This window comes from Bradyrhizobium sp. SZCCHNR1051, from assembly GCF_032489615.1.
In the GTDB taxonomy this organism is placed as follows: domain Bacteria; phylum Pseudomonadota; class Alphaproteobacteria; order Rhizobiales; family Xanthobacteraceae; genus Bradyrhizobium.
The window spans coordinates 107,824-131,094 of record NZ_JAUEYJ010000017.1; the positions used below are offsets into that span (position 1 = coordinate 107,824).

General features: G+C 66.5%; 19 protein-coding genes. 7 read left to right on the plus strand and 12 right to left on the minus strand.

Annotated elements, in window-relative coordinates; all coding sequences use genetic code 11:
* The first annotated feature begins 65 nt into the window (after nucleotides 1-65).
* The 5 genes from gudD (at nucleotide 66) to QW868_RS21395 (ending at nucleotide 6,335) form a co-directional block, all read left to right on the plus strand.
* The gene (gene gudD, locus QW868_RS21375; RefSeq protein ID WP_316231436.1) at nucleotides 66-1,421 is read left to right on the plus strand and encodes a glucarate dehydratase; all 1,356 of its coding nucleotides are present in this window, start codon (nucleotides 66-68) and stop codon (nucleotides 1,419-1,421) included.
* A 54-nt stretch (nucleotides 1,422-1,475) separates the two neighbouring features.
* On the plus strand, nucleotides 1,476-2,924 hold the full coding sequence (locus QW868_RS21380; RefSeq protein WP_316231437.1) for an aldehyde dehydrogenase family protein: 1,449 nt from the start codon (nucleotides 1,476-1,478) through the stop codon (nucleotides 2,922-2,924).
* Between the two features lie 225 nt (nucleotides 2,925-3,149).
* The gene (garD, locus tag QW868_RS21385; RefSeq protein WP_316231438.1) at nucleotides 3,150-4,691 is read left to right on the plus strand and encodes a galactarate dehydratase; all 1,542 of its coding nucleotides are present in this window, start codon (nucleotides 3,150-3,152) and stop codon (nucleotides 4,689-4,691) included.
* A 174-nt stretch (nucleotides 4,692-4,865) separates the two neighbouring features.
* The gene (locus tag QW868_RS21390) at nucleotides 4,866-5,660 is read left to right on the plus strand and encodes a class II aldolase/adducin family protein (protein WP_316231439.1); all 795 of its coding nucleotides are present in this window, start codon (nucleotides 4,866-4,868) and stop codon (nucleotides 5,658-5,660) included.
* Between the two features lie 96 nt (nucleotides 5,661-5,756).
* A complete protein-coding gene (locus tag QW868_RS21395; protein ID WP_316231440.1) occupies nucleotides 5,757-6,335 on the plus strand; it encodes a hypothetical protein in 579 nt (192 codons plus the stop codon).
* 381 nt (nucleotides 6,336-6,716) lie between these two features.
* On the opposite strand, the gene ltrA is transcribed toward QW868_RS21395, so the two are convergent.
* The 3 genes from ltrA to QW868_RS21410 form a co-directional block, all read right to left on the minus strand.
* A complete protein-coding gene (gene ltrA, locus QW868_RS21400; protein WP_316229723.1) occupies nucleotides 6,717-7,994 on the minus strand; it encodes a group II intron reverse transcriptase/maturase in 1,278 nt (425 codons plus the stop codon).
* 879 nt (nucleotides 7,995-8,873) lie between these two features.
* On the minus strand, nucleotides 8,874-10,490 hold the full coding sequence (locus QW868_RS21405; protein WP_316231441.1) for an IS1182 family transposase: 1,617 nt from the start codon (nucleotides 10,488-10,490) through the stop codon (nucleotides 8,874-8,876).
* Between the two features lie 82 nt (nucleotides 10,491-10,572).
* Nucleotides 10,573-12,021, minus strand: a complete 1,449-nt coding sequence (locus QW868_RS21410) for a PLP-dependent aminotransferase family protein (RefSeq protein WP_316231442.1) — start codon at nucleotides 12,019-12,021, stop codon at nucleotides 10,573-10,575.
* Nucleotides 12,022-12,085: 64 nt separating this feature from the next.
* On the opposite strand from QW868_RS21410, the gene QW868_RS21415 reads away from it, so the two are divergent.
* Nucleotides 12,086-12,808 (plus strand): pyridoxamine 5'-phosphate oxidase family protein, encoded by a 723-nt coding sequence (locus QW868_RS21415; RefSeq protein WP_316231443.1) that lies wholly within the window; start codon nucleotides 12,086-12,088, stop codon nucleotides 12,806-12,808.
* Between the two features lie 177 nt (nucleotides 12,809-12,985).
* On the opposite strand, the gene QW868_RS21420 is transcribed toward QW868_RS21415, so the two are convergent.
* Genes QW868_RS21420 through QW868_RS21450 form a run of 7 tightly spaced genes read right to left on the minus strand, consistent with a single transcriptional unit; the run spans nucleotide 12,986 to nucleotide 19,582 of the window.
* A complete protein-coding gene (locus QW868_RS21420; RefSeq protein WP_316231444.1) occupies nucleotides 12,986-14,032 on the minus strand; it encodes an ABC transporter substrate-binding protein in 1,047 nt (348 codons plus the stop codon).
* Nucleotides 14,029-15,201 carry an FAD-dependent oxidoreductase gene (locus QW868_RS21425; protein WP_316231445.1) on the minus strand — a complete coding sequence of 391 codons (1,173 nt, stop codon included), beginning with the start codon at nucleotides 15,199-15,201 and terminating at the stop codon, nucleotides 14,029-14,031. The genes QW868_RS21420 and QW868_RS21425 overlap by 4 nt, the downstream gene beginning before the upstream one ends.
* Nucleotides 15,185-16,579 carry an FAD/NAD(P)-binding oxidoreductase gene (locus tag QW868_RS21430; RefSeq protein ID WP_316231446.1) on the minus strand — a complete coding sequence of 465 codons (1,395 nt, stop codon included), beginning with the start codon at nucleotides 16,577-16,579 and terminating at the stop codon, nucleotides 15,185-15,187. Before QW868_RS21430 ends, QW868_RS21425 begins: the two co-directional genes overlap by 17 nt.
* Nucleotides 16,572-16,865: a (2Fe-2S)-binding protein gene (locus tag QW868_RS21435; RefSeq protein ID WP_316231447.1), complete on the minus strand. Its 294-nt coding sequence runs from the start codon at nucleotides 16,863-16,865 to the stop codon at nucleotides 16,572-16,574. The genes QW868_RS21430 and QW868_RS21435 overlap by 8 nt, the downstream gene beginning before the upstream one ends.
* Before the next feature lie 4 nt (nucleotides 16,866-16,869).
* A complete protein-coding gene (locus QW868_RS21440; RefSeq protein ID WP_315736643.1) occupies nucleotides 16,870-17,664 on the minus strand; it encodes an ABC transporter permease in 795 nt (264 codons plus the stop codon).
* A gap of 5 nt (nucleotides 17,665-17,669) precedes the next feature.
* Nucleotides 17,670-18,527: an ABC transporter permease gene (locus tag QW868_RS21445; protein WP_315736642.1), complete on the minus strand. Its 858-nt coding sequence runs from the start codon at nucleotides 18,525-18,527 to the stop codon at nucleotides 17,670-17,672.
* A complete protein-coding gene (locus tag QW868_RS21450) occupies nucleotides 18,524-19,582 on the minus strand; it encodes an ABC transporter ATP-binding protein (protein ID WP_315736641.1) in 1,059 nt (352 codons plus the stop codon). Before QW868_RS21450 ends, QW868_RS21445 begins: the two co-directional genes overlap by 4 nt.
* Nucleotides 19,583-19,760: 178 nt before the next feature.
* Here QW868_RS21450 and QW868_RS21455 point away from each other — a divergent pair, with 178 nt between their 5' ends.
* Nucleotides 19,761-20,591: an IclR family transcriptional regulator gene (locus QW868_RS21455; protein ID WP_316231448.1), complete on the plus strand. Its 831-nt coding sequence runs from the start codon at nucleotides 19,761-19,763 to the stop codon at nucleotides 20,589-20,591.
* Here the strand turns inward: QW868_RS21455 and QW868_RS21460 are convergent.
* A complete protein-coding gene (locus tag QW868_RS21460; RefSeq protein WP_316231449.1) occupies nucleotides 20,584-21,597 on the minus strand; it encodes a CobW family GTP-binding protein in 1,014 nt (337 codons plus the stop codon). The genes QW868_RS21455 and QW868_RS21460 overlap by 8 nt on opposite strands.
* The gene (locus tag QW868_RS21465) at nucleotides 21,594-23,216 is read right to left on the minus strand and encodes an amidohydrolase family protein (RefSeq protein ID WP_316231450.1); all 1,623 of its coding nucleotides are present in this window, start codon (nucleotides 23,214-23,216) and stop codon (nucleotides 21,594-21,596) included. Before QW868_RS21465 ends, QW868_RS21460 begins: the two co-directional genes overlap by 4 nt.
* Between the last annotated feature and the right edge of the window lie 55 nt (nucleotides 23,217-23,271).

Genomic DNA, 23,271 nt, shown 5'->3' on the forward strand with positions numbered 1-23,271 from the left:
GGGTTCAGCCCTGACGGGCTGCCCCGGAATGACGACAACAAAACGAGACGACGACGGAGGAGCACATGAGTTACGCAGCCACCAGCACAGGAATCTCCGGTGCACCGGTCGTCACCGGCATGGAGGTCATTCCGGTCGCCGGCCGTGACAGCATGCTGCTCAATCTCAGCGGCGCGCATGGGCCGTTCTTCACCCGCAACCTCGTCATCCTCACCGACAATGCCGGCCACACCGGCGTCGGCGAGGTGCCCGGCGGAGAGAAGATCCGGCAGACGCTGGAGGATGCCAAGGGCCTGATCGTCGGCCAGAGCATCGGCGCCTGTAACACCATCCTCGCCACCATGCGCACGACTTTCGCGGACCGCGACGCCGGCGGCCGCGGCAAGCAGACGTTCGATCTGCGCGTGATGATCCACGCAGTCACCGCGGTGGAGTCGGCGCTGCTCGACCTGCTCGGCCAGCACCTCGGCCTGCCCGTCGCAGCGCTGCTCGGCGAGGGCCAGCAGCGCACATCGGTCGAGGCGCTCGGCTATCTGTTCTTCGTCGGCGACCGCAGGAAGACGGACCTGCCCTACGCGACCGGCGAAGGCGAGAAGGACGGCTGGTTCACGCTGCGCCACCACGAGGCGATGACGCCCGAGGCCGTGGTGCGGCTGGCCGAGGCCACGCACGACGCCTACGGCTTCGCCGATTTCAAGCTCAAGGGCGGCGTGCTCCAAGGCGAGGCCGAGATCGAGGCGGTGACCGCGATCGCCAGGCGCTTTCCGCAGGCGCGGGTCACGCTCGACCCGAACGGCGCCTGGTCGCTGGACGAGGCGATCCGGCTGTGCAAGGACATGCACGGCATCCTTGCTTATGCTGAGGACCCCTGCGGCGCCGAGGCCGGCTTCTCCGGGCGCGAGATCATGGCCGAGTTCCGCCGCGCGACGGGCTTGCCGACCGCGACCAACATGATCGCCACCGATTGGCGGCAGCTCAGCCATGCGCTGCGGCTCGGCGCGGTCGACATCCCCCTGGCCGATCCCCATTTCTGGACCATGCAGGGCTCGGTCCGCGTCGCCCAGACCTGCAAGGACAATGGCCTGACCTGGGGTTCGCACTCCAACAACCATTTCGATATTTCGCTGGCGATGTTCACCCATGTGGCCGCCGCCGCACCGGGCAAGGTCACCGCGATCGACACCCACTGGATCTGGCAGGACGGCCAGGCGCTAACCAAGGCGCCGCTGCAGATCAGGGGCGGCAGGATTGCCGTGCCCGAGCAACCCGGGCTCGGCATCGAGGTTGACCGCGGCGCCATCGAAAAGGCCAATGCGCTGTACAAGAGCCACGGGCTCGGCGCACGCGACGACGCCGTCGCAATGCAGTATCTGATCCCCGGCTGGACCTTCGACGACAAGCGCCCCTGTCTCGTGCGATGACGGGGGCGATCGGTTAGATTGTCCGAGCAATCGCGCAAAAGTCTGGAGAACAACATGAACGCGATCCTCAAGAATTTCATCGCCGGCGAGTGGGTCGACGGCAGCGGGGTGACCCGCAACATCAACCCGTCCAACACCAACGACGTCGTCGGCGAATATGCCAAGGCCGACCGCGCGCAGACCGAGAAGGCGATCGCCGCCGCCAAGGCCGCTTTTCCGGCGTGGTCGCGCTCGACCCCGCAGGAGCGCTATGACGCGCTCAACAAGATCTCGGCGGAGATCCTGTCGCGCAAGGAAGAGCTCGGCCGCCTCTTGGCGCGCGAGGAAGGCAAGACGCTGCCGGAGGGCATCGGCGAGGTGGCGCGTGCGGGGCAGATCTTTGCGTTCTTTGCCGGCGAGGCGCTGCGCCTGACCGGCGAGAAGGGCGCCTCGGTCCGTCCGGGCCTCGACGTCGAGATCACCCGCGAGGCGGTCGGCGTCGTCGGCATGATCACGCCCTGGAATTTCCCGATCGCGATCCCCGCCTGGAAGATCGCGCCCGCGCTCTGCTACGGCAACACGGTGGTGTTCAAGCCGGCCGAGCTGGTGCCGGGCTCGGCGCATGCGCTCTCCGAGATCATCGCGCGCTCCGGCCTTCCGGCCGGCGTGTTCAACCTCGTCGTCGGCTCCGGCTCGGTGGTCGGCCAGACCCTGCTCGAGCATCCGGACGTCGCCGCGATCTCCTTCACCGGCTCGGTCGGCACGGGGCGCAAGATCGCGCAGACCTGCGTGCTGTCGAACCCGATGAAGAAGTTCCAGCTTGAGATGGGCGGCAAGAACCCGCTCGTCGTGCTCGACGACGCCGACGTCAAGGTCGCGGTCGAGGCCGCCGCCAACGGCTCCTACTTCTCGACCGGCCAGCGCTGCACCGCGTCTTCGCGCCTGATCGTCACCGAGGGCATCCACGACAAATTCGTTGCCGCGCTGACCGAGCGGCTGAAGGGCCTGGTCGTGGATGACGCCGTCAAGCAGGGCACCCATATCGGCCCGGTGGTCGACGGCAATCAGCTCGAGCAGGACCAGCGCTATCTCAAGATCGGCCAGGACGAAGGTGCCAAGCTGACCTGGGGCGGCGAGCTCCTGAACCGCGAGACGCCCGGCTTCTACATGCAGCCGGCGCTGTTCACCGAGGCCACCAACACCATGCGCATCGCCCGCGAGGAGATCTTCGGGCCGGTTGCCTGCGTGATCCGTGCGAAGAACTACGACGAGGCGCTGGCAATCGCCAATGACACCGAGTTCGGTCTCGCGGCGGGCGTCTGCACCGCCAGCCTCAAATACGCCTCGCACTTCAAGCGCAACAGCGAGGCCGGCATGGTGATGGTCAACCTGCCGACCGCCGGCGTCGACTATCACGTGCCGTTCGGCGGCCGGAAGGGCTCGAGCTACGGCGCCCGCGAGCAGGGCTCCTACGCGCGCGAGTTCTACACGACGGTCAAGACGGCCTACACCTATCCGGTGTGAGACCTCGCCCGTCGTGAGCGCCGTCATGGCGAGGCGCGAAGCGACGAAGCAATCCAGACCTCCTTCTCGACCCTCGATTGCTTCGCTTCGCTCGCAATGACGGAAACCAAGACCTGTAGGGTGGGCAAAGGCGCGAAGCGCCGTGCCCACCGACGGCTCGGAGACGAACGAAAGACGGTGGGCACGCTTCGCTTTGCCCACCCTACGGAGCAGCACGGAGCGAGCATGAACCAGCAGGTCGTCGCCAACCAAGAGCCCCGCATCATCAAGCTCAACGCGCGCGACAACGTCGCGATCGTGGTGAACGATTTCGGCCTGCCTGCCGGCACCAAATTTCCCGATGGCCTGACGCTGAGGAGCTTCGTCCCGCAGGGCCACAAGACCGCGCTGGTCGACATTCCCGAGGGCGGCCCCATCATCCGCTACGGCGAGATCATCGGCACCGCCAAGTCGGCGATCGCGGCCGGCGAATGGGTCGACGAGGCCCGCATCGACATGCCCGAGGCCCCAGCCCTCGACAAGCTGGATATCTCCACCGCCGTGCCAGCGCCGCTGCCGCCGCTCGAAGGCTACACCTTCGAGGGCTTCCGCAATGCCGACGGCTCGGTCGGCACCCGCAACGTGCTGGGCATCTCGACCTCCGTGCAATGCGTCAAGGGCACGCTCGAATATGCGATCAAGCGCATCAAGAGCGAGCTGCTGCCGAAGTACTCCAATGTCGATGACGTCGTCGCGCTGACCCACGCCTATGGCTGCGGTGTCGCGATCACGGCGCCCGATGCCGTGGTGCCGATCCGCACCCTGCAGAACCTGGCGCTGAACCCGAACTTCGGCGGCGAGATCCTGGTCGTCGGCCTCGGCTGCGAGAAGCTCGCGCCGGAACGGCTGCTGCCGGAGGGCACCGAAGACTCGATCGTCCGCATGCAGGACGAGGCCTTCGACGGCTTCGGCGCCATCGTCGACGCCATCATGACCCAGGCCGACCGGCGCCTCGCGCAGCTCAACAAGCGCACGCGCGAGACCTGCCCGGCGTCCGATCTCGTGATCGGCTTGCAATGCGGCGGCAGTGATGCGTTTTCCGGTGTCACCGCCAACCCTGCGGTCGGCTTCGCCGCCGACCTGCTGGTGCGCGCCGGCGCGACCGTGATGTTCTCCGAGGTGACGGAGGTTCGCGACGCCATCCAGCTCTTGACCCGGCGCGCGATCAACGAGGACGTCGGCCGCGCGCTCATCCGCGAGATGGACTGGTACGACTCTTATCTGGCCCGCGGCGGCGCCGACCGCAGCGCCAACACGACGCCGGGCAACAAGAAGGGCGGGCTCGCCAATATCGTCGAGAAATCCCTGGGCTCGATCGTCAAGTCCGGCTCCGGTCCGATCCATGGCGTGCTGGCGCCGGGCGAGAAGGCCAAGCAGAAGGGCATGCTGTTCGCGGCGACACCGGCCTCCGACTTCATCTGCGGCACCCTGCAGCTCGCCTCCGGCATGACGCTCCAGGTGTTCACCACCGGCCGCGGCACGCCCTACGGCCTCGCCGCCGCGCCCGTGATCAAGGTCGCGACCCGCAGCGAGCTGGCGCGGCGCTGGAAGGATCTGATCGACTTCGACGCCGGCCGCATCGCCACCGGCGAGATGACGATCGAGGAGACCGGCTGGGAGCTGTTCAAGCTGATCCTCGACGTTGCGAGCGGCCGCACCAAGCCGTGGTCGGACCGCTGGGGCATCCACAACGATCTGACGCTGTTCAATCCGGCGCCGGTGACCTGAGGGAGCGCTCACCCTGCCATGCCAGTTGCCTCGCTCAAACCTCTCCCCGTCATTGCGAGCGAAGCGAAGCAATCCAGGGTCCCGACCACCATCCTGGATTGCTTCGCTTCGCTCGCAATGACGCGTATGTTGAAGCAACGAGCCTAGACAACGAAGGCCGGGAGGAAGAGCCAGATGTCCAGCTTCAGCCGCTTCGCCGCGCTTGCCGTCACCGCCCTCCTCCTCTCCGCCGCCCCCTCTCGCGCCGAAGACTCCATCCCCGGCGCTCCCCGCGAGCTGCTCGAGGACATCGCGACCGGCAGCCGCGTGCTCGCCGATCTCGGCGTCGTCGATGCCTTCGGCCATGTCAGTGCGCGGCATCCCACCAATCCGCGCCACTTCCTGATGGCGCGCTCGATCGCGCCGGCGCAGGTCACGGCCAATGACATCATGGAGTTCGACGAGAACGGCGAACCGGTCGATGCGAAGAACCGCGCCGTCTTCCTCGAACGCTTCATCCATGCCGAGATCTACAAGGCCCGCCCGGACGTCAACGCGGTGGTACACACGCATTCGCCCGGCGTCGTCCCCTTCAGCGTCAGCCGTACACCCTTGAAGCCGCTCTATCACAATGCGGCCTTTCTCGGCGACGGCGCCCCGGTGTGGGACATCGGCAAGGAGTTCGGCGCGACCGACATGCTGGTGCGCAACAACGCCATCGGCAGGTCGCTCGCATCCGCGCTCGGCGACAAGTCCGTGGTGCTGATGCGCGGCCATGGTGACGTCACCGTCGGTCCTGCAGTCCAGGCCGCCGTGTTCCGCGCCTACTACACCGACGTCAATGCGAAGCTCCAGGCCCAGGCTCTCGGGCTCGGCGCCGAGGTCGCCTATCTCAGTGCCGACGAGGCCACCAAGGCCGATGCCGTCAACATGGTGATCATGGACCGTGCCTGGACGCTGTGGCGGCAGAGGATACAGATTGGCAAATAGCGTCCGGCGATCACCGACCTCATTTTGCCGCAAAGTTGACACATCCATTGATCGAGTTCTAATTCGCTGATTTTCCCATCGGGCCTGACGCCGCGGATGTCCCTGCATTTTTCTCGTATTGTCGCCGTCGCGCTCGGCCTCTGCCTCGGCTCGTCCTGTCTGGCCCAGGCGCCGATGACGGCTGCCAGCACGTCTGAGAACAAGCCCGACATCGATCTCTATGCACTGATGTCCGGCACCTGCCGGTCCGCGAAGGTCGATGGCCGCGAATTTTCGTGCAGGACGGTGGCGTTCTTTCACAGCGAGAAGGGGCGCGCTCATTTCACCGTCGCGCTCGACGATCCGGCCGACGAGAGCCACATCATCGCGTTCTCCGGCATCAATGGCCGCAGGTCGATTCAGAACGTCTACGAGCTGCCGATCGACCGCATGCTGCTGAATTCCAAGCATCGCCCGAAGGTCGATGGCATCCCGGTGCCGGCGACGAAGAGCTCGGCCGGCGTGTGCCGTCAGGTCGGCAATTTCGCGATGCTCAAGGTCACGAGCGTGACCTGCTCCGCCAAGGACGACAGCGGCCGCGCCTATGAGCTGCAGTTCGTCTCCGACGGCACGCCCATCACCTTGCGCCGGGTGCGCCAGACGATGACGAACGCCGAGCACAATCCCTATGAATGAACGCGCCGCGGGTGCGACAATGCCTATCCGGGCTGCTTGACGCGCATCTGTTCCAAACCACATCTCGCACAGCCACGAACATGAGGGCGCATTCTCGCGGCAGATGATGCCCGAGGCTTGCGATCCGTCTCGCCCTCAGAAGTGCAAAGGGCGCAAGGAATGCCGGGTGAAGGCCCCACCCATGGCCCGCCTGCGAAAAAAATGCAGGCGGCAGGTACCACAGGCAAAGCCGGTTCAACCCGGCATTCCCTGCGCGATGGTCTTCACGGTAGAGTCGAGGAAGGGCGCGGTGGCTTGGGCCATTCGGCAACGCCCCGTTTCCCTTCCCCGCTCATCGAACCGGACGTGCGCGTTTCGCGCATCCGGCTCCCGGGCAAGCTCTCATGCCTTCGCCCACGGCAGGTTACGCGTCGACTTCGGCAGCCGTACCAGCCCCAACGTCTCGTAGAGGTACCGGTCGGGGAAGCGATTGTACCCCTGGCCTTGAACCCGATGCTTTTCGCATAACCACTGGCGCAGCCGATGGATGGCATGGGCATCGACCGCCCTGTAGGCCGGTGAGACCGGCCCGAGACGGAAGTAGTTCGCCCATCCGGTGAGCTTGGCATTGAGCCGCTTCACCACCTTCTCGGTTGATAACAACGTCCTGTGCCGGCCCGTCTCGTTCCTGATCGCATCGCAGATTCGCTTGATGCTCTTCTTCGATGGCTTCGAGTTGAGGTGGGCCTTCCCGGTCTTGTGGGAGTAGCACCGTCCGAACGTGTAGCCCAGGAAGTCGAACCGCTCTTCCGGCAGGTGGCAGATTCGTGTCTTGTCCTCGTTGACCGCCAGTTGCAGTTTCTTGATGACCTCTCGCATCGTCTGCATGGCGATGTCGGCCGTACCCTTGCAGCAGATCACCAAGTCGTCGGCATAGTTGACCATGACGGCCTTCAGCCGCCGCCGCGCGCCCGATTGTCTCCACCACAACACCAGCCGTCGCATGTACAGGTTCGCCAGCAGCGGGGAGATCGGAGAGCCCTGCGGGATGCCGCGGTGCTCGTCCCGATTCCACGTGGTCCGACGCTTGCGCCCGCGATCGTCCGTCTCCTCGACCGGCGCCTCGATCCACATCTTGATCAGATGCAGCATGTGCCGGTCGGAGATCCGGCGCGCCACTGATTTCATCAGCGGTCCGTGCGGTATCTCGTCGAAGTAGCCACGCAGGTCCGCGTCGACGACGGCCGTGTACCCCAGATTGAGCAGGCGGTTCACGGTCTCCACCGCGTCCAGCGCAGTCTTGCCGGCGCGGTACGCATATTGCTCGGGCTCCAGATCGGCTTCGAAGATGGGCTCGAGCACCAGCATCGCCGCCGTCTGAACCACCCGGTCGCGTATCGTCGCGATCCCCAGAGGTCGCATTTTCTTGCTGTTCGGCTTCGGAATGTAGACCCGTCTGACCGCTTGCGGCCGATACGTCTTGTTCCTGAGCTCTTCCGCCAGTTCTCCGAGCCACGGATTCCAGCCATTGTCGACATCCGGGTTCTTGTGATCCGCGGACGACGCACCTTGGCCTCCATACGCCTCGATGGCCTCGAACGTCTGACCGTCCACACCAGCCGCGCCGCCATTGGCTTTGCATCTGGCATAGGCGAAGCTCAGAACATCCGCCCGAGACACCTTGTCGTACAGAAGATAGAACCTGAACCCGGGTTCTGCCTTCGCTTTCGCATGTAACGCAGTCTGCAGCTTCCGGACACTTGGTGGAGTTTCGAGGTGACCCAATCTCCCCTCCCGCGCCACTTTCTACATTGGCCTGAACGAGGGCTCCTTCCCTCCACCGGCATTACCCGGCTTCCCCGGTACTACGAGCCCATCCGACTCCCCGCCGCGCCCGGCCTGACCTTCACAGGCCTCCGGTTGGTCTCTCGCTCGACCGCGCGATGGGGTCTCCCGTGTTGCTTCGGTTCTCGTTGTGGACGTGCCGTCGTCACTACCCCGGTGGAGCCGCTGGGTGCGCGTGTCGCTCTCTTCCCCAGCGATGTCAGCTTTCCCTGTAATAAGGCCAGGTCAGCCTCCACATCGAGCTTTTCGAGGCCTGCTCAACGTTCACTCGTGTTACAGCCCGCCCACTCGCCAAGTCACCTCGTGACCCTCTCCACCGGAGGCTTCAGCCGGGTCGTTACCTCGCCGACTGCTCCGATTGCTACCGGCTGGAACGACATTTGCCGGAAGGGACTTTCACCCTCTCAAGAACCGCGCCTTTCCACGGCGCACGTTATAGGCGCTCTCCCCGGGGATCGGCTGTCTTGCCCCCGTCGCCGGCGGATCATCATCACCGCCGCCTTCGCATCAGCACCGCGATGCCAGGACCACACCATTTCGCCGTCGCATCGCTCCGTTCGTCGGCCCGGCTGTGACACCCGGCTGCAGAGCAACGCGCCCATCGCATCTTCCGGCTCGACGCTCGTGACGATCGCGAAACGTCCCTCTTCAGCGAGCCGGGATGCGCGGAAATGTGGAGGTGATTTGCCCGACGAGGCTGGGCAAGAATCCGAATTAGGGGGGTGAGAGGGCTCGGCGCGGTGCAATTTCGAGCCATGACTGCATCATGGTCCAGAATCGGATCAGGGCAAGCGAAACCGCCTCCGATGCGCCCCTCGCTTCGCCGGAAGTGGCATGTAGAGCTGCAAGAGCCCATTCGGCGATGCGGGCGAGGAAGTCGTCGAAGCCGAGAATGTTGAGGGCGCGGGTGAGATTGTAGCAGAGCGCCATGAGGCTCCATTCCCCGCGAACCTTGTCGAAGCCGCGGACAAGGAAGTGCTGATAGCCGGCGCGGCACTTGAGCGTGCCGAACGGGTGCTCGACGATGGCCGAGCGGCGGCGCATCAATTGGCCGGCCTGTTCGCTCGCCATCCTCTGGCGGTGACGATCCAGCACCTCTTCGTGCTCCCATCGAGAGACGCGGCGGCTTTTTTCCTTCGCAGAGAGACAAGACGCCTTGAGGGGGCAGATGCCGCAAGTCGCCACGGAGGCCAGGTAGCGGCGTTCCATCCTGCCGCTCGTATTCTTCCAGAGCTTCTTTGTTGGATGCAGCGCTTGGTCTGCGGGACACTGGTAGGTGTCGGTCGCGGAATTGTAGGTGAAGTCACCTCGCGTGAAGCGACCGTGCTTCTTGCCATTGCCGTGATGCAGCGGGACATAGGCGGTGACGCCGTCATCCTCGCAAGCCTTGATATCCTCGCTGTTGTAATAGCCGACATCTGCCAGTATCTGCAGCGCCTCGACCTGGAGGCCCTCCTTGGCCGCCTTCGCCATCATATGAAGGTGTCCTGTATCGCTGCGATTGACGACCTCGCTGGCGATGATCAGCTTATGCTTGTCGTCGACGACGCTCTGGACATTGTAGCCTGCGATCGTCTGGTCGCCCTTGCTCAGCAGTCGCGCATCGGAATCGGTCTTCGACACCTGTCCCTTGTCGCCCTTGTCCAGGTTCTCCAGATCGGACTGTGCGCGTTCACGCCTGGCCATCAGCTCCTTGATCTTGTCCCCGACATCGCCGCCATCCTTGTTGCCATCCTTGCCGTCGTCGGGCTGCTTGGCTTCCGCCGCGTCGTTGGTGTCGAGAGACTTGCCGTACGCCTCAATCTCCTCATCGAGCTTGGCGATCTGTTTGGCGAGCTTCCCGCGCGTGAAGATGCTGTCCTTGCTGGCATTGCCGTGGAACAGCGCGCCGTCGACCGCGACCAGGGTCCCGCCGATCAACCCGATCTCCTGCAGCAACAGGACGAAGCTACGGTTCGCCGCCTTCAAGGCAGCCCAGTTCTCCTTGCGGAAGTTCGCAATCGTCCGATAGCCGGGCTTCAGGTTCCTCAACAACCAGATCAGCTCCAGATTGCGGCCGGCTTCACGCTCGAGCCGGCGCGACGATCTGATCTGGTTCAGATAACCATAGAGATAAAGCTTCAGCAGGTCCGCCGGATCGTACGGCGGCTGCCCGACACCCGATCCCCTCCGCTTGGCGTGGCGGAAGCCAAGCTTGGCCAGATCGAGAGCGTTGACGTAGCTGTCAATCGCACGAACCGGATTGTCCGGCCCGACATAATCCTCAATCCGAGGCGGAAGCAGGCTCTTTTGATCGCGGCTCTCGCCGCTCTTGAACGGCCGATTCGTCATGCCCCCAAATCTTACCGTGAACACTGAGTTCTTGCCCAGCCTCGTCGTGCCGGCTCGGCCACACCCGCAGCATCGATGACGCTCAGCGCGGGCGCGCGGCCGCGCCCAGGATGTCCTGTGTGGCGCGCCCGAGCCGCCTCGCGGCATCGGCGAGATCCTTCGCTGCAAAGCCCGAATAGCCCAGGATGAAACCGTCGGGCCCGCGCTGCACGATCCGCGCATCCGACAACAGCCGGCATTCGATGCCGGCCCGGTCGCGGATCAGTTTCGCTGCGCCCTTCGGCGCTGCGGGCGGCAAGGTCGCCAGCAGATGCAACCCTTGCGACGGCGCGGCCAGTTGCAGGCTCCCCTTGCCATGCCTGGCGAGCGCCTCGGCGACGACATCGCGCGCCTGGCGGTAGCGCGGGCGCATCCGCCGCATGTGGGCTGCGAGCACGCCGTCGGCCATCAGGTCGGCCAGAGCGTCCTGCATGAAGGCCGGCGGAAACCGGTCCTGCGCCGCGCGCGCTGCGACGACCCGCCCGACCAGCGCCGGCGGCACCACGAGGTAGCCGAGCCGCAGTCCCGCGAGCAGCGTCTTGCCGAAGGTGCCGAGATAGATCACGCGCTCACCGCCGATTCCGGCCAGCGCCGTCAGCGGCGGGCCGGCAAAGCGGTATTCGCTGTCGTAGTCGTCCTCGAAGATGTAGGCGTCCGCCCTGCGCGCCCAGTCGAGCAGCGCGATGCGCCGCGCCATGCTCATCGCAACGCCGGTCGGAAACTGATGCGATGGCGTCACGTAGGCGGCCTTGGCCGCCGTGTACGCCGCCTCGCCCGAGCTCACCATGATGCCTTCATCATCGACGGGCACCGGGACCAGCTTCGCGCCGGTCGTGCTCAACGTATGGCGCGAGGCGACATAGCCGGGATCCTCGAACCAGACGGGATCGCCCGGCGCAAGCAACGCGTCGATGCACAGCCGCAGGCCATGCTGGGTGCCGCTCACGATCAGGATGCAGCTTGGGTCGCAGCGTACGCCGCGATTGGCGGCAAGGTAGTGCGCGACCTGGGTGCGCAGATGCAGGCTGCCGCGCGGATCGCCATAGCCGAGCTCGTCGGGCGCGGCGTGGGCGATGCGGCGCCGGCTGGCTGCGGCGAGTCGCCTCAAGAGCGCGGGATCGACCAGCGTGTAGCCGAGCGCGAACGGCCGGCGCGGCGGAATGCGAACATCCAGCTCGGCGACCGGCGCGGCGACCTGCGGTGCGGGCAGCCGGGCGGCGACATAGGTGCCGGCGCCGTGGCGCGCCTCGACCAGGCCATCCGACAGCAGCGCCTCATAGGCTGTGACGATCGCGTTGCGGCGGACGCCGAGCTGCTCGGCAAGCCCTCGCGTCGAAGGCAGACGAAGGCCGGGCAGGAGCAGGCCATCGACGATGCCGGTCCGCAGCGCACCGTGCACCTGCTGCGACTGGCTGCGGATGGTGCGGTCGAGGTGGATCGGCAGCGCCAGCACGTCGTCGCGGCGCCGCGAAGTGGTTGCTTGCTTTCGCATCGAAGTGGAACTCCCGGCAACCACTTTGCCATGGCATGACGTCGGCGGAAACAGGAGACTGACGATGTCCGAGCAACAGATGCCGAGCTATCCCGTCGACGACACCAACCGGGTCAAGCGGCGGCATCAGCGCGCCCATTACGATCATGCGACCGTCCATGCCCTGCTCGACTCCGCAACGCTGTGCCACGTCTCCTATGTCATCGACGGCCAGCCCTATTGCACGCCGACGCTGTATTGGCGCGAGGGAACGACGCTGTATTGGCATGGATCGAGCGCCAGCCGCATGCTGCGCAGCCTGTCCGAGGGACAGCCGGCCTGTCTCACCGTCACCCATCTCGACGGCCTGGTGCTGGCACGCAGCGCCTTCCACCACTCCGCCGACTATCGCTCGGTGATGGCGTTCGGTCATGCCAAGCTGATCGAGGATCAGGCCGAGAAGGCGCGCGCGCTGGTGATGATGGTCGATCGCCTGTTTCCCGGCCGCACTGCAAGCCTGCGCCCGACCACGGAGCAGGAGCTCAAGGCTACGTCAGTCGTGACCATGGAGATCGAAAAGGCATCGGCAAAGATCCGAGCGGCCGGCGTGATCGATGATGACGAGGATTATGCGCTGCCGATCTACGCCGAGCGCATTCCGGTGCACACCCTGATCGGGCCGCCGGAGCCCGATGGCCGCTTGCTGCGGGGCGTCACCCGTCCCGCGACGCTGGCAGGTTTCAGCGCTGGACGGCGGCTCGATGAGACGCTGACGGAGGCCTATGCGACGAGCTATCCGGCGCCCTAGTTCACGCGCGGCAATGTAGGGTGGGCAAAGGCGCGCCCGCTCGTTGCTTTTGCGACGTGCTGCCTGACCGCGCCGTGCCCACCATTTCACCGCGACGCGTGGCGGGTACGGTGGGCACGTCGCTTCGCACGATGCTTTGCATCGCGCGGAGCGCCTTTGCCCACCCTACGACTCTTCTCACCGCTCGATCATCCTGTTCCAGCGCGTATTCCACTCCGGCCTCTTGGCGTTGATGACGTCCCAGTCAAGCGTGACGGCGCTCTTCATGAAGACGTGGAAGGTCGCGAGCTTCTGCTCGGCTACCGGAGTCGTGGCTTTCGCGGTGGTGTTGGACGGCACGATGTTGCCGGCCGCCAGCGCCTTTGCCTGCGCTTCCGGCGACAGCAGATAGGCGGCGAGCTTCTGCGCCAGCTCGGCTTCGGAGTTGTTGGCGATGACGCATTCGGCGACCATCAGCACGACCGAGCCTTCCTTCGGCTGGGCATACTCCACCGGAATGCCCTTCTCCTTCAATGTCGACACCGCGGTCGGCGTGAGCGGGAAGATCGCGGCCTCGCCGGTCTGCACCATCTCGGAGATCTTGGCCGAGTTCGGGATGTATTCGAGCACGTTCTTGCCGATCGTGTCGGGAAACGCCTTGAAGCCAGGCTCGACATTGGCCTCGTTGCCGCCCTTGATGCGGTTGAACATCAGGAAGGCGTGCAGGCCGAAGGTCGAGACCGAGGCCGATTGGAACACGACCTTGTCCTTGTATTTGGCATCGGCCAGATCGAGCCAGGAGGTCGGCGCCGCCCAGCCCTTCTCGTCGAACAGCTTCTTGTTGTAGGCAAGGCCAGTCATGCCGATGTCGATGCCGGCGGCGATGTCGTCCTTGAGCCGTGCGAACGGCTCGAGCTGCGCCAAGCCATCGCTCGGCTTCAGCTTCTCGCACAGCCCGAGACCGGCGGCGCGGATCATCACGCCGTCGTCGAGAAACATCACATGCATCTGCGGCCTGTCCTTGGCCGCGATTGCCTTGGCGAGGATCTCCGAGGAGGTGCCGGGCACGACGACGATCTTGACGTCGTTGGCCTTCTCGAACTCCGGGAACACCGCCTGCGTGTAGGTGCGCTCGAAATTGCCGCCGTTCATGCCGACATAGAGCGTCTTGGTTTCGGCGTACGCGGAGGCGGTTGCAAGCACGAGCGCGAGGGCTGAGCCGAGCGCGGCGCGAGCATCGATCATGGCGAGGTCTCCTTCGATCCTGTCGTCATTGCTGCTTGAGATGCATCGCCCGGCTGCGATGCGGGTGAGAAACGGGTGATGGCGAAAGGGGCGATCGGCGTCGAGGTCTCGCCGTCGCGCACCAGCTCGGCCAGCACCTCGCCGGCCCCCGGTGCGATCTGGAAGCCGGCGCCAGAGAAGCCGAAGGCGTGGATCAGTCCCGGCGTCGTGGCGCTCGGGCCGATCACCGGGTTGCGGTCGGGCATCGTCGCCTCGGTGCCGCTCCAGAACCGGATCGCCTGGGCATGGCGGAGCGGACCAAACAGCGCGCTGGCGCGCTGCATGATCGCAAGCACGCCGTCACTGCGCGGGCGCGAGTAGTCGGGATCGTCGAGTGGCGCAGCGCGCTCGCCGCCGACCACGACATTGCCGCGCGCCACCTGCCGCGCATAGATGCCGCCGCCTTCGATGCCGATATTGACGCCGAGAAATGGATCAAGCGGCTCGGTCACGATCATCGATGGATAGGTGCGCTCCAGCGGCACCGGCTCGTCGAACGCGCGCGCCAAGCCGTCGGCCCAGGCGCCGGCGCTGTTGATGACCGTACGCGTCTTGATGGTAACGTCGCCGGCCTCGACCACGAAGCCCTCGAACGTCCTGGTGGCGCCCGTGACCTCCGTGTTCTCCAGAACCTCGGCGCCGGCGCGACGCGCCGCTGCGGCGAAGGCGGTGGCGACCAGCCGGGGATTGGCGTGGCCGTCGCCGGGGCAGAACGAGCCGCCGACGACGCCGCCCGCGATGCCGAAGCGCTCGCGCAGTCGATTGTGGCCGATCAGCTCGAGAGCGAGCCCGAACGGCGCGACCTCGGCGGCGTAGCGCTCCAGGCTCGCCATGTCCGCAGGCGTCCGCGCGAGCTTGAGATGGCCCGAGCGCAGGAACTCGCCGTCGATGCCGATCAGCGCCTTCAGCTGCGGCCAGATCGCATGCGCGCGCTGCGACAGCGGCAGTTGCTCGGGCGGGCGGCCCTGGCGGCGCACGCCGCCATAGTTCACGCCGCTCGCCTGCGCGCCACAGAAGCCCTTGTCGAGCAGCGTGACGGAGAAGCCCATGGCGCGCAGCGCCAGCGCGGCGGAGCTGCCGACCAGCCCGCCGCCGACGATCGCGACATCGCAGTCAATGCGCCGGGTCATGCTGCCTCTCGTCGAGGGAAAGGCTGGCGGCCACCGGGATCGGCTTGATCGGCGCCTGCGCGCGCAGCCGGCCGACGGCGCCGATGTCGCGGCGCGTCTGCGCAGCCAAGAGCTCCGCGGCGGCCGCGCCGCACATGCGGCCCTGGCAGCGGCCCATGCCGATGCGCGTCACCGCCTTCAGACGATTGATCTCGGTGAGCGAGAAATCCCTGATCGCGCGCCGCGCCTCGCCGGCATCGATCTCCTCGCAGCGGCACAGCAGCGTGTCATCGGCGATGTCGCCCGCCCAATGCGATGGATAGGGAAAGGCGGCTTCGAGCACGTCGCGCAGCCGGTCGATCCTCGCAAGCGCATATTCGAGGGCGGCGGCGCGCATGGAATCATGCGGCTGGCCGCGATCCTCCAACAATGCCAGCGCGGCACGCTCGCCGGCGGCTTCAGCGGCATCGGCGCCGGCAATGCCGGCGCCGTCGCCGGCGAGGTACACGCCCGCGACGCTGCTGCGGCCACTGACGTCGCGAACCGGACGATGCGCGCGGTCGCGCGCATCGAAGCGAAAGGCGCAGCCGGCGAGATCAGCAGCCTGAGTCTCCGAGCGCAGACCGAGGCCGTAGCCGACGCCGTCGCAGGTGATCGCGTGTTCGCGCCCACCGGCCCGATAGACGATGCGCGCCACCCTGCCCTCGCCCTCGATCCGGAGCCGGGAGACGCCGAACCGCACGCAAGTGCCGCGCAGCGTCAACTCCACCGCCATGCGCAACCCACGCAGCACGATGCCCGGCGCGAGCGGCAATGCGCGCAGCAGATTGAGCTTCGCAGACAAGGGCGCCGCGTCGAGCACGGCAGCGACATCGACGCCGGCCTTCATGTATTGCCAGGCAACCAGATAGAGCAGCGGGCCGGAGCCGGCGAACACCACGCGTCGGCCGATCGCGCAGCCCTGCGCCTTGAGCGCGATCTGCGCGCCGCCGAGCGTGAACACGCCCGGCAGGGTCCAGCCGGGGATCGGCAGTACGCGATCGGTCGCGCCGGTCGCGAGGATGAGCCCGTCATAGCTGCCCCGTTGGCTGATACCCCCACGCAAGATGTCGGCCGCGCCGTCGCGCAGATTCCACAGCAGCGTATTTGGCTGATAGTCGATTGCAGTACGGAGCGCCGCAAAGTCGTGATGCAGCCGCGCGGCCTTCGGAGCCTCCGAGCCGTAGCGCGCGCGGTTATCGCGGCCGTCGGGGCTCAGCGGCTGGCGATAGATCTGGCCGCCACAGGCGTGGCCCTCGTCGATCACGACCGGCCGCAGGCCGGCGGCGACGAATGTCATCGCGGCGCGGATGCCGGCCGGACCGGCGCCGACGATCAGGGGCGGCGCGCGCTCAGCCATGGCTGCGTCCCCGCTGCGTGACGATGTGCATGCCCGCGGTGAGCGGCGTCGTGCAGGCGCGCAGCCGCTCGCCGCTTGCGAGCTGCACCCAGCAGTCCTGGCAGGCGCCCATCTGGCAGAAGCCGGCGCGCGGCGCGGCGGAGAACTCGCTGTGGCGCAGCCATTCGACGTGACAGAGCACCGCCGTCAGAACGGTGTCGCCGGCGCGGCCGTCGTAGGGCACGCCATCGATCGTGAAGGAGATGACGGCGCTGTCGGTGCGGACCAGGCGATGCAGCAGCGGCATGGTGTCAGCCCTGCCCGACGAGGATCTTGTCGAGACCGAAGATGCGGTCGAGCAGCAGCATCGCCGCCGCCGTCACCGCGATCATCAGTGCCGATACCGCCGCCATCATCGGATCGATGGACTCGGTCGCGTACATGTACATGCGCACCGGCAGGGTGACGGTGGCGGGCGAGGTGATGAAGATCGACATCGTGAGCTCATCGAAGGAGTTGATGAAGGCGAGCAGCCAGCCGCCGGTGATGCCGGGCAGGATCATCGGCACGGTGATGCGGCGAAATACGATCCAGCGCGAGGCGCCCAAGGTCACGGCCGCCTGCTCGGCGCTGCGGTCGAGGCCGGACAGTGCCGCCAGCACCAGCCGGAGCACATAGGGCGTGACCACGACGATGTGGCCTGCGGTGAGCCAGAGCAGGCTGCCGGTGGCACCGACGAGCGCGAACAATCTGAGCAGCGCCACGCCGAGCACGAGATGCGGGATCATCAAGGGCGACAGGAACAGCGCGTTCAGCGCCGCGCGGCCGCGGAACTCGTAACGATCGAGCGCGAGGCCGGCGGCGACCGCGAGCACGACCGCGATCGTCGCGGCTGTCGCTGCGACCCACAGGCTGTTGAGAAAGGAGGCAACGAAATCCGGATGCGCGAACACGGCCGCGAACCAGCGCAGTGAAAATTGCGTGGTCGGCAGGGTGAGTGTGTTCGCCGGCGTGAAGGCGACGAGGCAGATCACGATGAGCGGCGCCAGAACGAAGCCGACGACGAGCGCGTGAAAGACAAGCGCTATGGGACCATTGTGGCGCATGCCGCTCACCCCAGCGTCCGCCTGGCGCGCGCCTCGACCAAGCGCTGGTAGACAAGCATGATGACGAGATTGATGACGAGCACCAGGATCGCGATGGCCGCGCCGAGCGGCCAGTTCAGCTCGTGCATGTATTCGTCATAGACCAGCGTCGCCGCCATCTTCAGCCGACGGCCGCCGAGCAGCGCGGGGATTGCGAACGCGGACGCTGATAGTCCGAACACGACGAGGCACCCCGACAGCAGGCCCATCGTCACCTGTGGCAACACCACCCGGCGCAGCGCGGTGAAGCGCGAGGCGCCGAGCGTCCAGGCGGCGGCCTCGACCATCGGATCGAGCTTCTGCAGCGAGGTCCAGACCGGAATCACCATGAAGGGCAGCATCACATGCACGAGCGCGATGACGATGGCCGTCTCGGTGTAGAGGATCCTGACGGTGCCGAGGCCAACCGCGCGGAAAGCCTCGTTCACGAGGCCGGTGGGGCCGAGCAGCATGCTCCAGCCGAAGGCACGCACCACGACCGAGACCAGCAGCGGGCCGATGATCGCGAGCAGGAACGCCGAGCGCCAGGGCTCGCGCATGCGCGCCAGGATGTAGGCCTCGGGCGCGCCGATCGCTGCGCAGACCAAGGTCGTCAGCGCCGCAAGCCGCAGGGTGCGCCAGAAGATATTGAGGAAGTAGCTGTCGGAGAGGATGGCGATGTAGTGCGTCAGCGTGGTCTCGTCCTTGACGCCGGTCGCGGCGTCATAGACGTGGAACGACAGGATCAGCGTGAGCGCCAGAGGCACGACGACCAATGCGGCGAACAGCAGCGCGCCCGGCGCCGCCAACAACCATGGTGTCGCACTGGCGCGCCCGCTGCTCATGCCGGTGACGCTCCGTCCGGCTTGGACGCGTGCGCGCTGGCGCTGCTCCAGGCGAGCCCGACCTGATCGCCCTCGCGCGCCGGCTCCCCGCCTGCATTGGGCAGGGAGACGCCGATCACCCCGGCCGGGGTCTCCACGGTGAAGAACCAGGCGCTGCCGAGGAAGAAACGCGCCTTGATGCGGCCGTCGAGCACGCCGGCGCCGGGAGCGGCCAGACCGATCTTCTCCGGCCGGATCGCCAGCACGGCAGCCGCGCCCTCGGCGAGACCAGCGCCCTCGCAAGGAAGCAGCGCATGGCCGCCGATCTCGACGCCATTGTTGCGCCAGATGCCGGACAGTCGGTTCATCTTGCCGACGAAGGAGGAGATGAAGGGCGTCGCGGGGCTCTCATAGAGACGATAGGGCGCATCGACCTGCATGATGCGCCCGTGCTCCATCACCACGACGCGGTCGCTCATCGACAGTGCCTCGCTCTGGTCGTGGGTCACCATGATCGTGGTGGTGCCGATGCGCTGCTGGATGCCGCGCAGCTCGAACTGCATCTCCTCGCGCAGCTTGGCGTCGAGATTGGACAAGGGCTCATCGAGCAGCAGCACCGGCGGATCGATCACGAGCGCCCGCGCCACCGCCACGCGCTGGCGCTGGCCGCCGGAGAGCTGGCGCGGATAGCGGTCGGCGAGCGATGCGAGCTGCACCAGCGCGAGCGCCTGTTTGACGCGCGCCTTGCGCTCGGCCCTGATCACCTTGCGCATTTCGAGTCCGAAGGCGATGTTCTGCGCCACGGTCATGTGCGGAAACAGCGCGTAGCTCTGGAACACGATGCCGAGCCCGCGGCGATCAGGCTTCTCATGGGTGATGTCGCGGCCATCGAGCGTGATGCGCCCGGACGTCGGCTCGACCAAGCCGGCGATCATCTGAAGCGTTGTGGTCTTGCCGCAGCCGGACGGACCGAGCAGCGAGATGAACTCGCCCTTGGCGACGCTGAGACTGACATCGCTGACCGCAGCGACATCGCCGTAGAGCCTCGTCAGACCGTCCAGCGTCAGGAAACCCATGCGTCCTCGCGCGGGAGGCTCCCTTCGCCATCGGCAGGGATCGCCGCCCTGGGGCTCTTTCATGCGGGGAGCGAACCAGATGGTCAATCGTGAATTCCGATATCCTGAATTTATCTCTTTCGAATTTTGATATATGAAATCTTATCTTCAAACTACGCGCTCCCATTCAATCAATCAGATGACTGCATCCGACACCGACTCTGCCTCCAGCCTTCGCCGGGCCCTGAAGCTGCTGCGCATTCTCGCCGAGGGCGACCCCGACGGGCTGCGGCTGAAGGACATCGCCGAGGTCGCGGGCTGCAGCCAGCCGACCGCGCACCGCATGCTGCAGGACCTCGCCGCGGAGGGTTTCGCCGAGCAGGCGGCCGGAAAGCGCTATCGCCTCGCGCTGGACTTCTACGTGCTTGCCGCGCGCGCCGGCCAGGCCAGCGGCCTGCGCGAGGCCGCGCGGCCGGCATTGCTGCGGCTGTCGGCGACCCTGAGCGACACGATCTTCCTGCTGGTGCGCAACGGCTTCGATGCGGTCTGCCTCGACCGCGTCGAGGGTCCGTTTCCGATCCGCTCCTTCACCGGCGACATCGGCGGCAAGGTGCCGCTCGGACTCGGCCAGGGCAGTCTCGCCATTCTCGCCAACCTGCCCGAGGACGAGCGGGAGGCGGTGATCCGCTTCAACATCCCGCGCCTGCTCGATCGCGGCTTCCTCGACGAAGCCTCGCTGCGCAGTGCGCTGGCGCAGGCGCGCGCGCAGGGCTGGGTCAACACCAGCACCGGGCTCATTCCCGGCATGGCCGGCGTCGGCGTGCCTGTGCTGGACGCGCAGGGCCGCGCCGTCGCGGCGCTCAGTGTCGGCACGCTGGCCGAACGGCTGAACGCCGATCGCCTGCCGCATGTGGTCAAGATCCTGCAGGGCGAGGCGCAGGCGCTGGCCGGCAAGCTCAACCCGTTCGACGTGGCTCTGCGCTATCCGTCACGCAGTCTGAGCACGATCGGCGGCGCGCAATCTACGTGACCCACTCGGCGCGGATGCCGCGCGGCCGGGCTGCCGCGCTGTCCGGCTCGCGCCAGGAGAATGCGAACAGGCCCGACGGCTCGACCTGTTCGAGCTCATTGCGGACAATGTCGCGCGCGATCACGACGATGAAGGGCGCCGGCAGTTTTTCGGCCGTCAATTGCCGTGGCGGCGCGAACATCGTGCCGACGCTTTCGACCAGCAGCGGCCGCGGCGCCTCCTGGACCTTCACGAGACCCTTGATGCGCAGCAGCCGCTCGCCGAGCGCGCCGGCGACATTGTCGAGCCAACCGGAGAGATCGGCATAGGCGATCTCAGCCCGCGGGCGGACGAGGCAGAGCGCGAGGCGCGGATGCGCGGTTGCCAGATCGGGGGCGACCTCGCGTAGCGGCAACGCGGCTACGAGGGGTGCGAAGGCGGCCGAGACGATGGCTGCCCGATCAGCGCCGGCAACGACCTCCGCCACCGGGTTGAGCTGCGCGATCGTAACCGGCGCCTCAGTCAGCGCCTGCGGCGCAAGATCAGCCTTGGTCGCGACGATGCGATGCGCCGCCGCCCATTGCGCCGCAGCTTCCTCGAATGTCGCGACGGCGAGCCCTCGCGTCAGGTCATAGGTTGCGACGACCGCGACGCGCATGCGGTGCTCGGCCAGCGTCGCGAGCTGGCGCAGCACCGGGCCGGGCATCGCCAGGCCCGACGTCTCCAGGATGATCCGGCGCAAGGGCGGCAGGCCGGCGGGGCGCGGCGCCATGATCAGGCGGTCGATGGTGAAGGCGAGATCGCTGCCGACCTGGCAGCACACGCAGCCGTTCGACAGCATCGCCATCGGCACGTCGTCGCCGCTCTCACGCAGCAGCACACCGTCGAGCCCGATTTCGCCGGCCTCGTTGACGATCACGGCGGTGTCCGAGCCGGTCTCCGCGCTCAGCACGTCGCGCAGCAGCGAGGTCTTGCCCGAGCCGAGGAAGCCGGTGAGGACGAAGAAGTCGATTGCACCGGCGCTCATGGCGCCGCGGCGTCCTTGTCTTTATCCTTGGCGGCGTATTTCTCCGGCACGTCGCTCTCCCAGCTCGCCTTCACCAGCTCGCGGACGTCGGCCAGCAATTCCTCGGTATCGTAGATGATGCCGTCCTTGATCGTGTATTTCAGGCCGCGATGCCACTCAACCGCGTTGGTGGCGTCGTTGAAGCGCATCGCGCCGGTGCCGTAGAGCAGCTTGAAATCGGTCAGCGGGTTGTGGTCGTGCACCAGCATGTCGCCGCGCATGCCGATGTCGATGGTACCGATCTCGTTCTCGAGGCCGCACAGCGCCGCGCCCTGCGAGGTCGCCGAGCGGATCACCTCGAGCGGATGGAAGCCGGCCTCCTGCAACAGCTCGAGCTCGCGGACATAGCCGAAGCCGAAGATCTGATAGATGAAGCCGGAATCCGAGCCGGTGCAGATCCGGCCGCCGCGGTTCTTGTATTCGTTGATGAAGGCCATCCAGAGCCGGTAGTTCTCCTTCCACTCGATCTCGTTCTGGGTCGACCAGCGATACCAGTAGGAGCCGTGGCCGCCGCGCTGCGGCGTGAAGTAGTCCCACATCGACTTCCAGGTGTACTCCTTGTGCCAATAGGCCTGGCGCGCCCGCATAAGGTCGCGATTGGCGTCGTAGATCGTGAAGGTCGGCACGAAGGTGAAGCCGATCTCCAGGAACTGCTCCAGCACCTCGTTCCACTTGGCCGAGCCGGGCTCGGCGCCCTGCCTGAACATCTGGCCCGACACCGAGAAGCGGAAATATTCGTCGGTGTAGTTGTAGTCGAGCGGGAAGTTCTGGATCACGCGATCCTCGAACAGCGCCTCCGGCAGGCCGTAATAATGCTCGGCGCTGGTGAGGCCCCATTTCGCCGTGGTCAGGGCGTTCATGCGCGACACCGCCATCTGCGCGTGATGGCAGCCGGTGCGCAAGCCGAGCGTCTTGCACTCGTCGAGCGCGGCCTCCATGATCGCCGGCGGCGCGCCGAAGAACTTGATGCCGTCGGCGCCGCGCTCCTTCACCGCACGCAGCCAGCTCCGGCCCTGCTCCGGCGTGTAGATCGTCTTGACCATGTCGTTGACGGCCGGGAAATAGGCGTAAGCCAGCAGCCGCGGCGAGGCGATGGTGTTGTCAGCCGCACGCTGCTTCTGGTCGAGCATCCAGGACAGGCCGTTCATCGAGCCCATCTCGCGCACCGTGGTGACGCCGTGCGCAAGCCAGAGCTTGTAGACATAGTCGACCGGTGGCACCCAGCCATTGGCGGAGTGATAGGCCACGCCGGCATGGGCGTGGCAGTCGACGAAGCCCGGCGTCACCCATTTGCCGCGGCAGTCGATCTCGTGATCGGCGGGCTCGCCGGCGTTGCCGGCATAGCCGTAGCCAACGACCTTCTTGATGCTGACGATGCGGCCGTCCTCGACGATGATGTCGACCGGCCCGATTGGCGGCGCGCCGGTGCCGTCGATCACAATGGCGCTGCGCAGCGCCAGCCGCTTGAACGGCCCGATGCCGCGATCGCGCGACGTGGCCTTCGGCACGATCGGCGCCGCGCCCTTGTTCCGGATGAAGGCGAGCTCATCGCCCGGCAGCGTCGTGGCTTGGTCCGTCATTCCCGCGTGTCCTCATTGTAGAAACGTAGGGTGGGCAAAGCGCAGCGTGCCCACC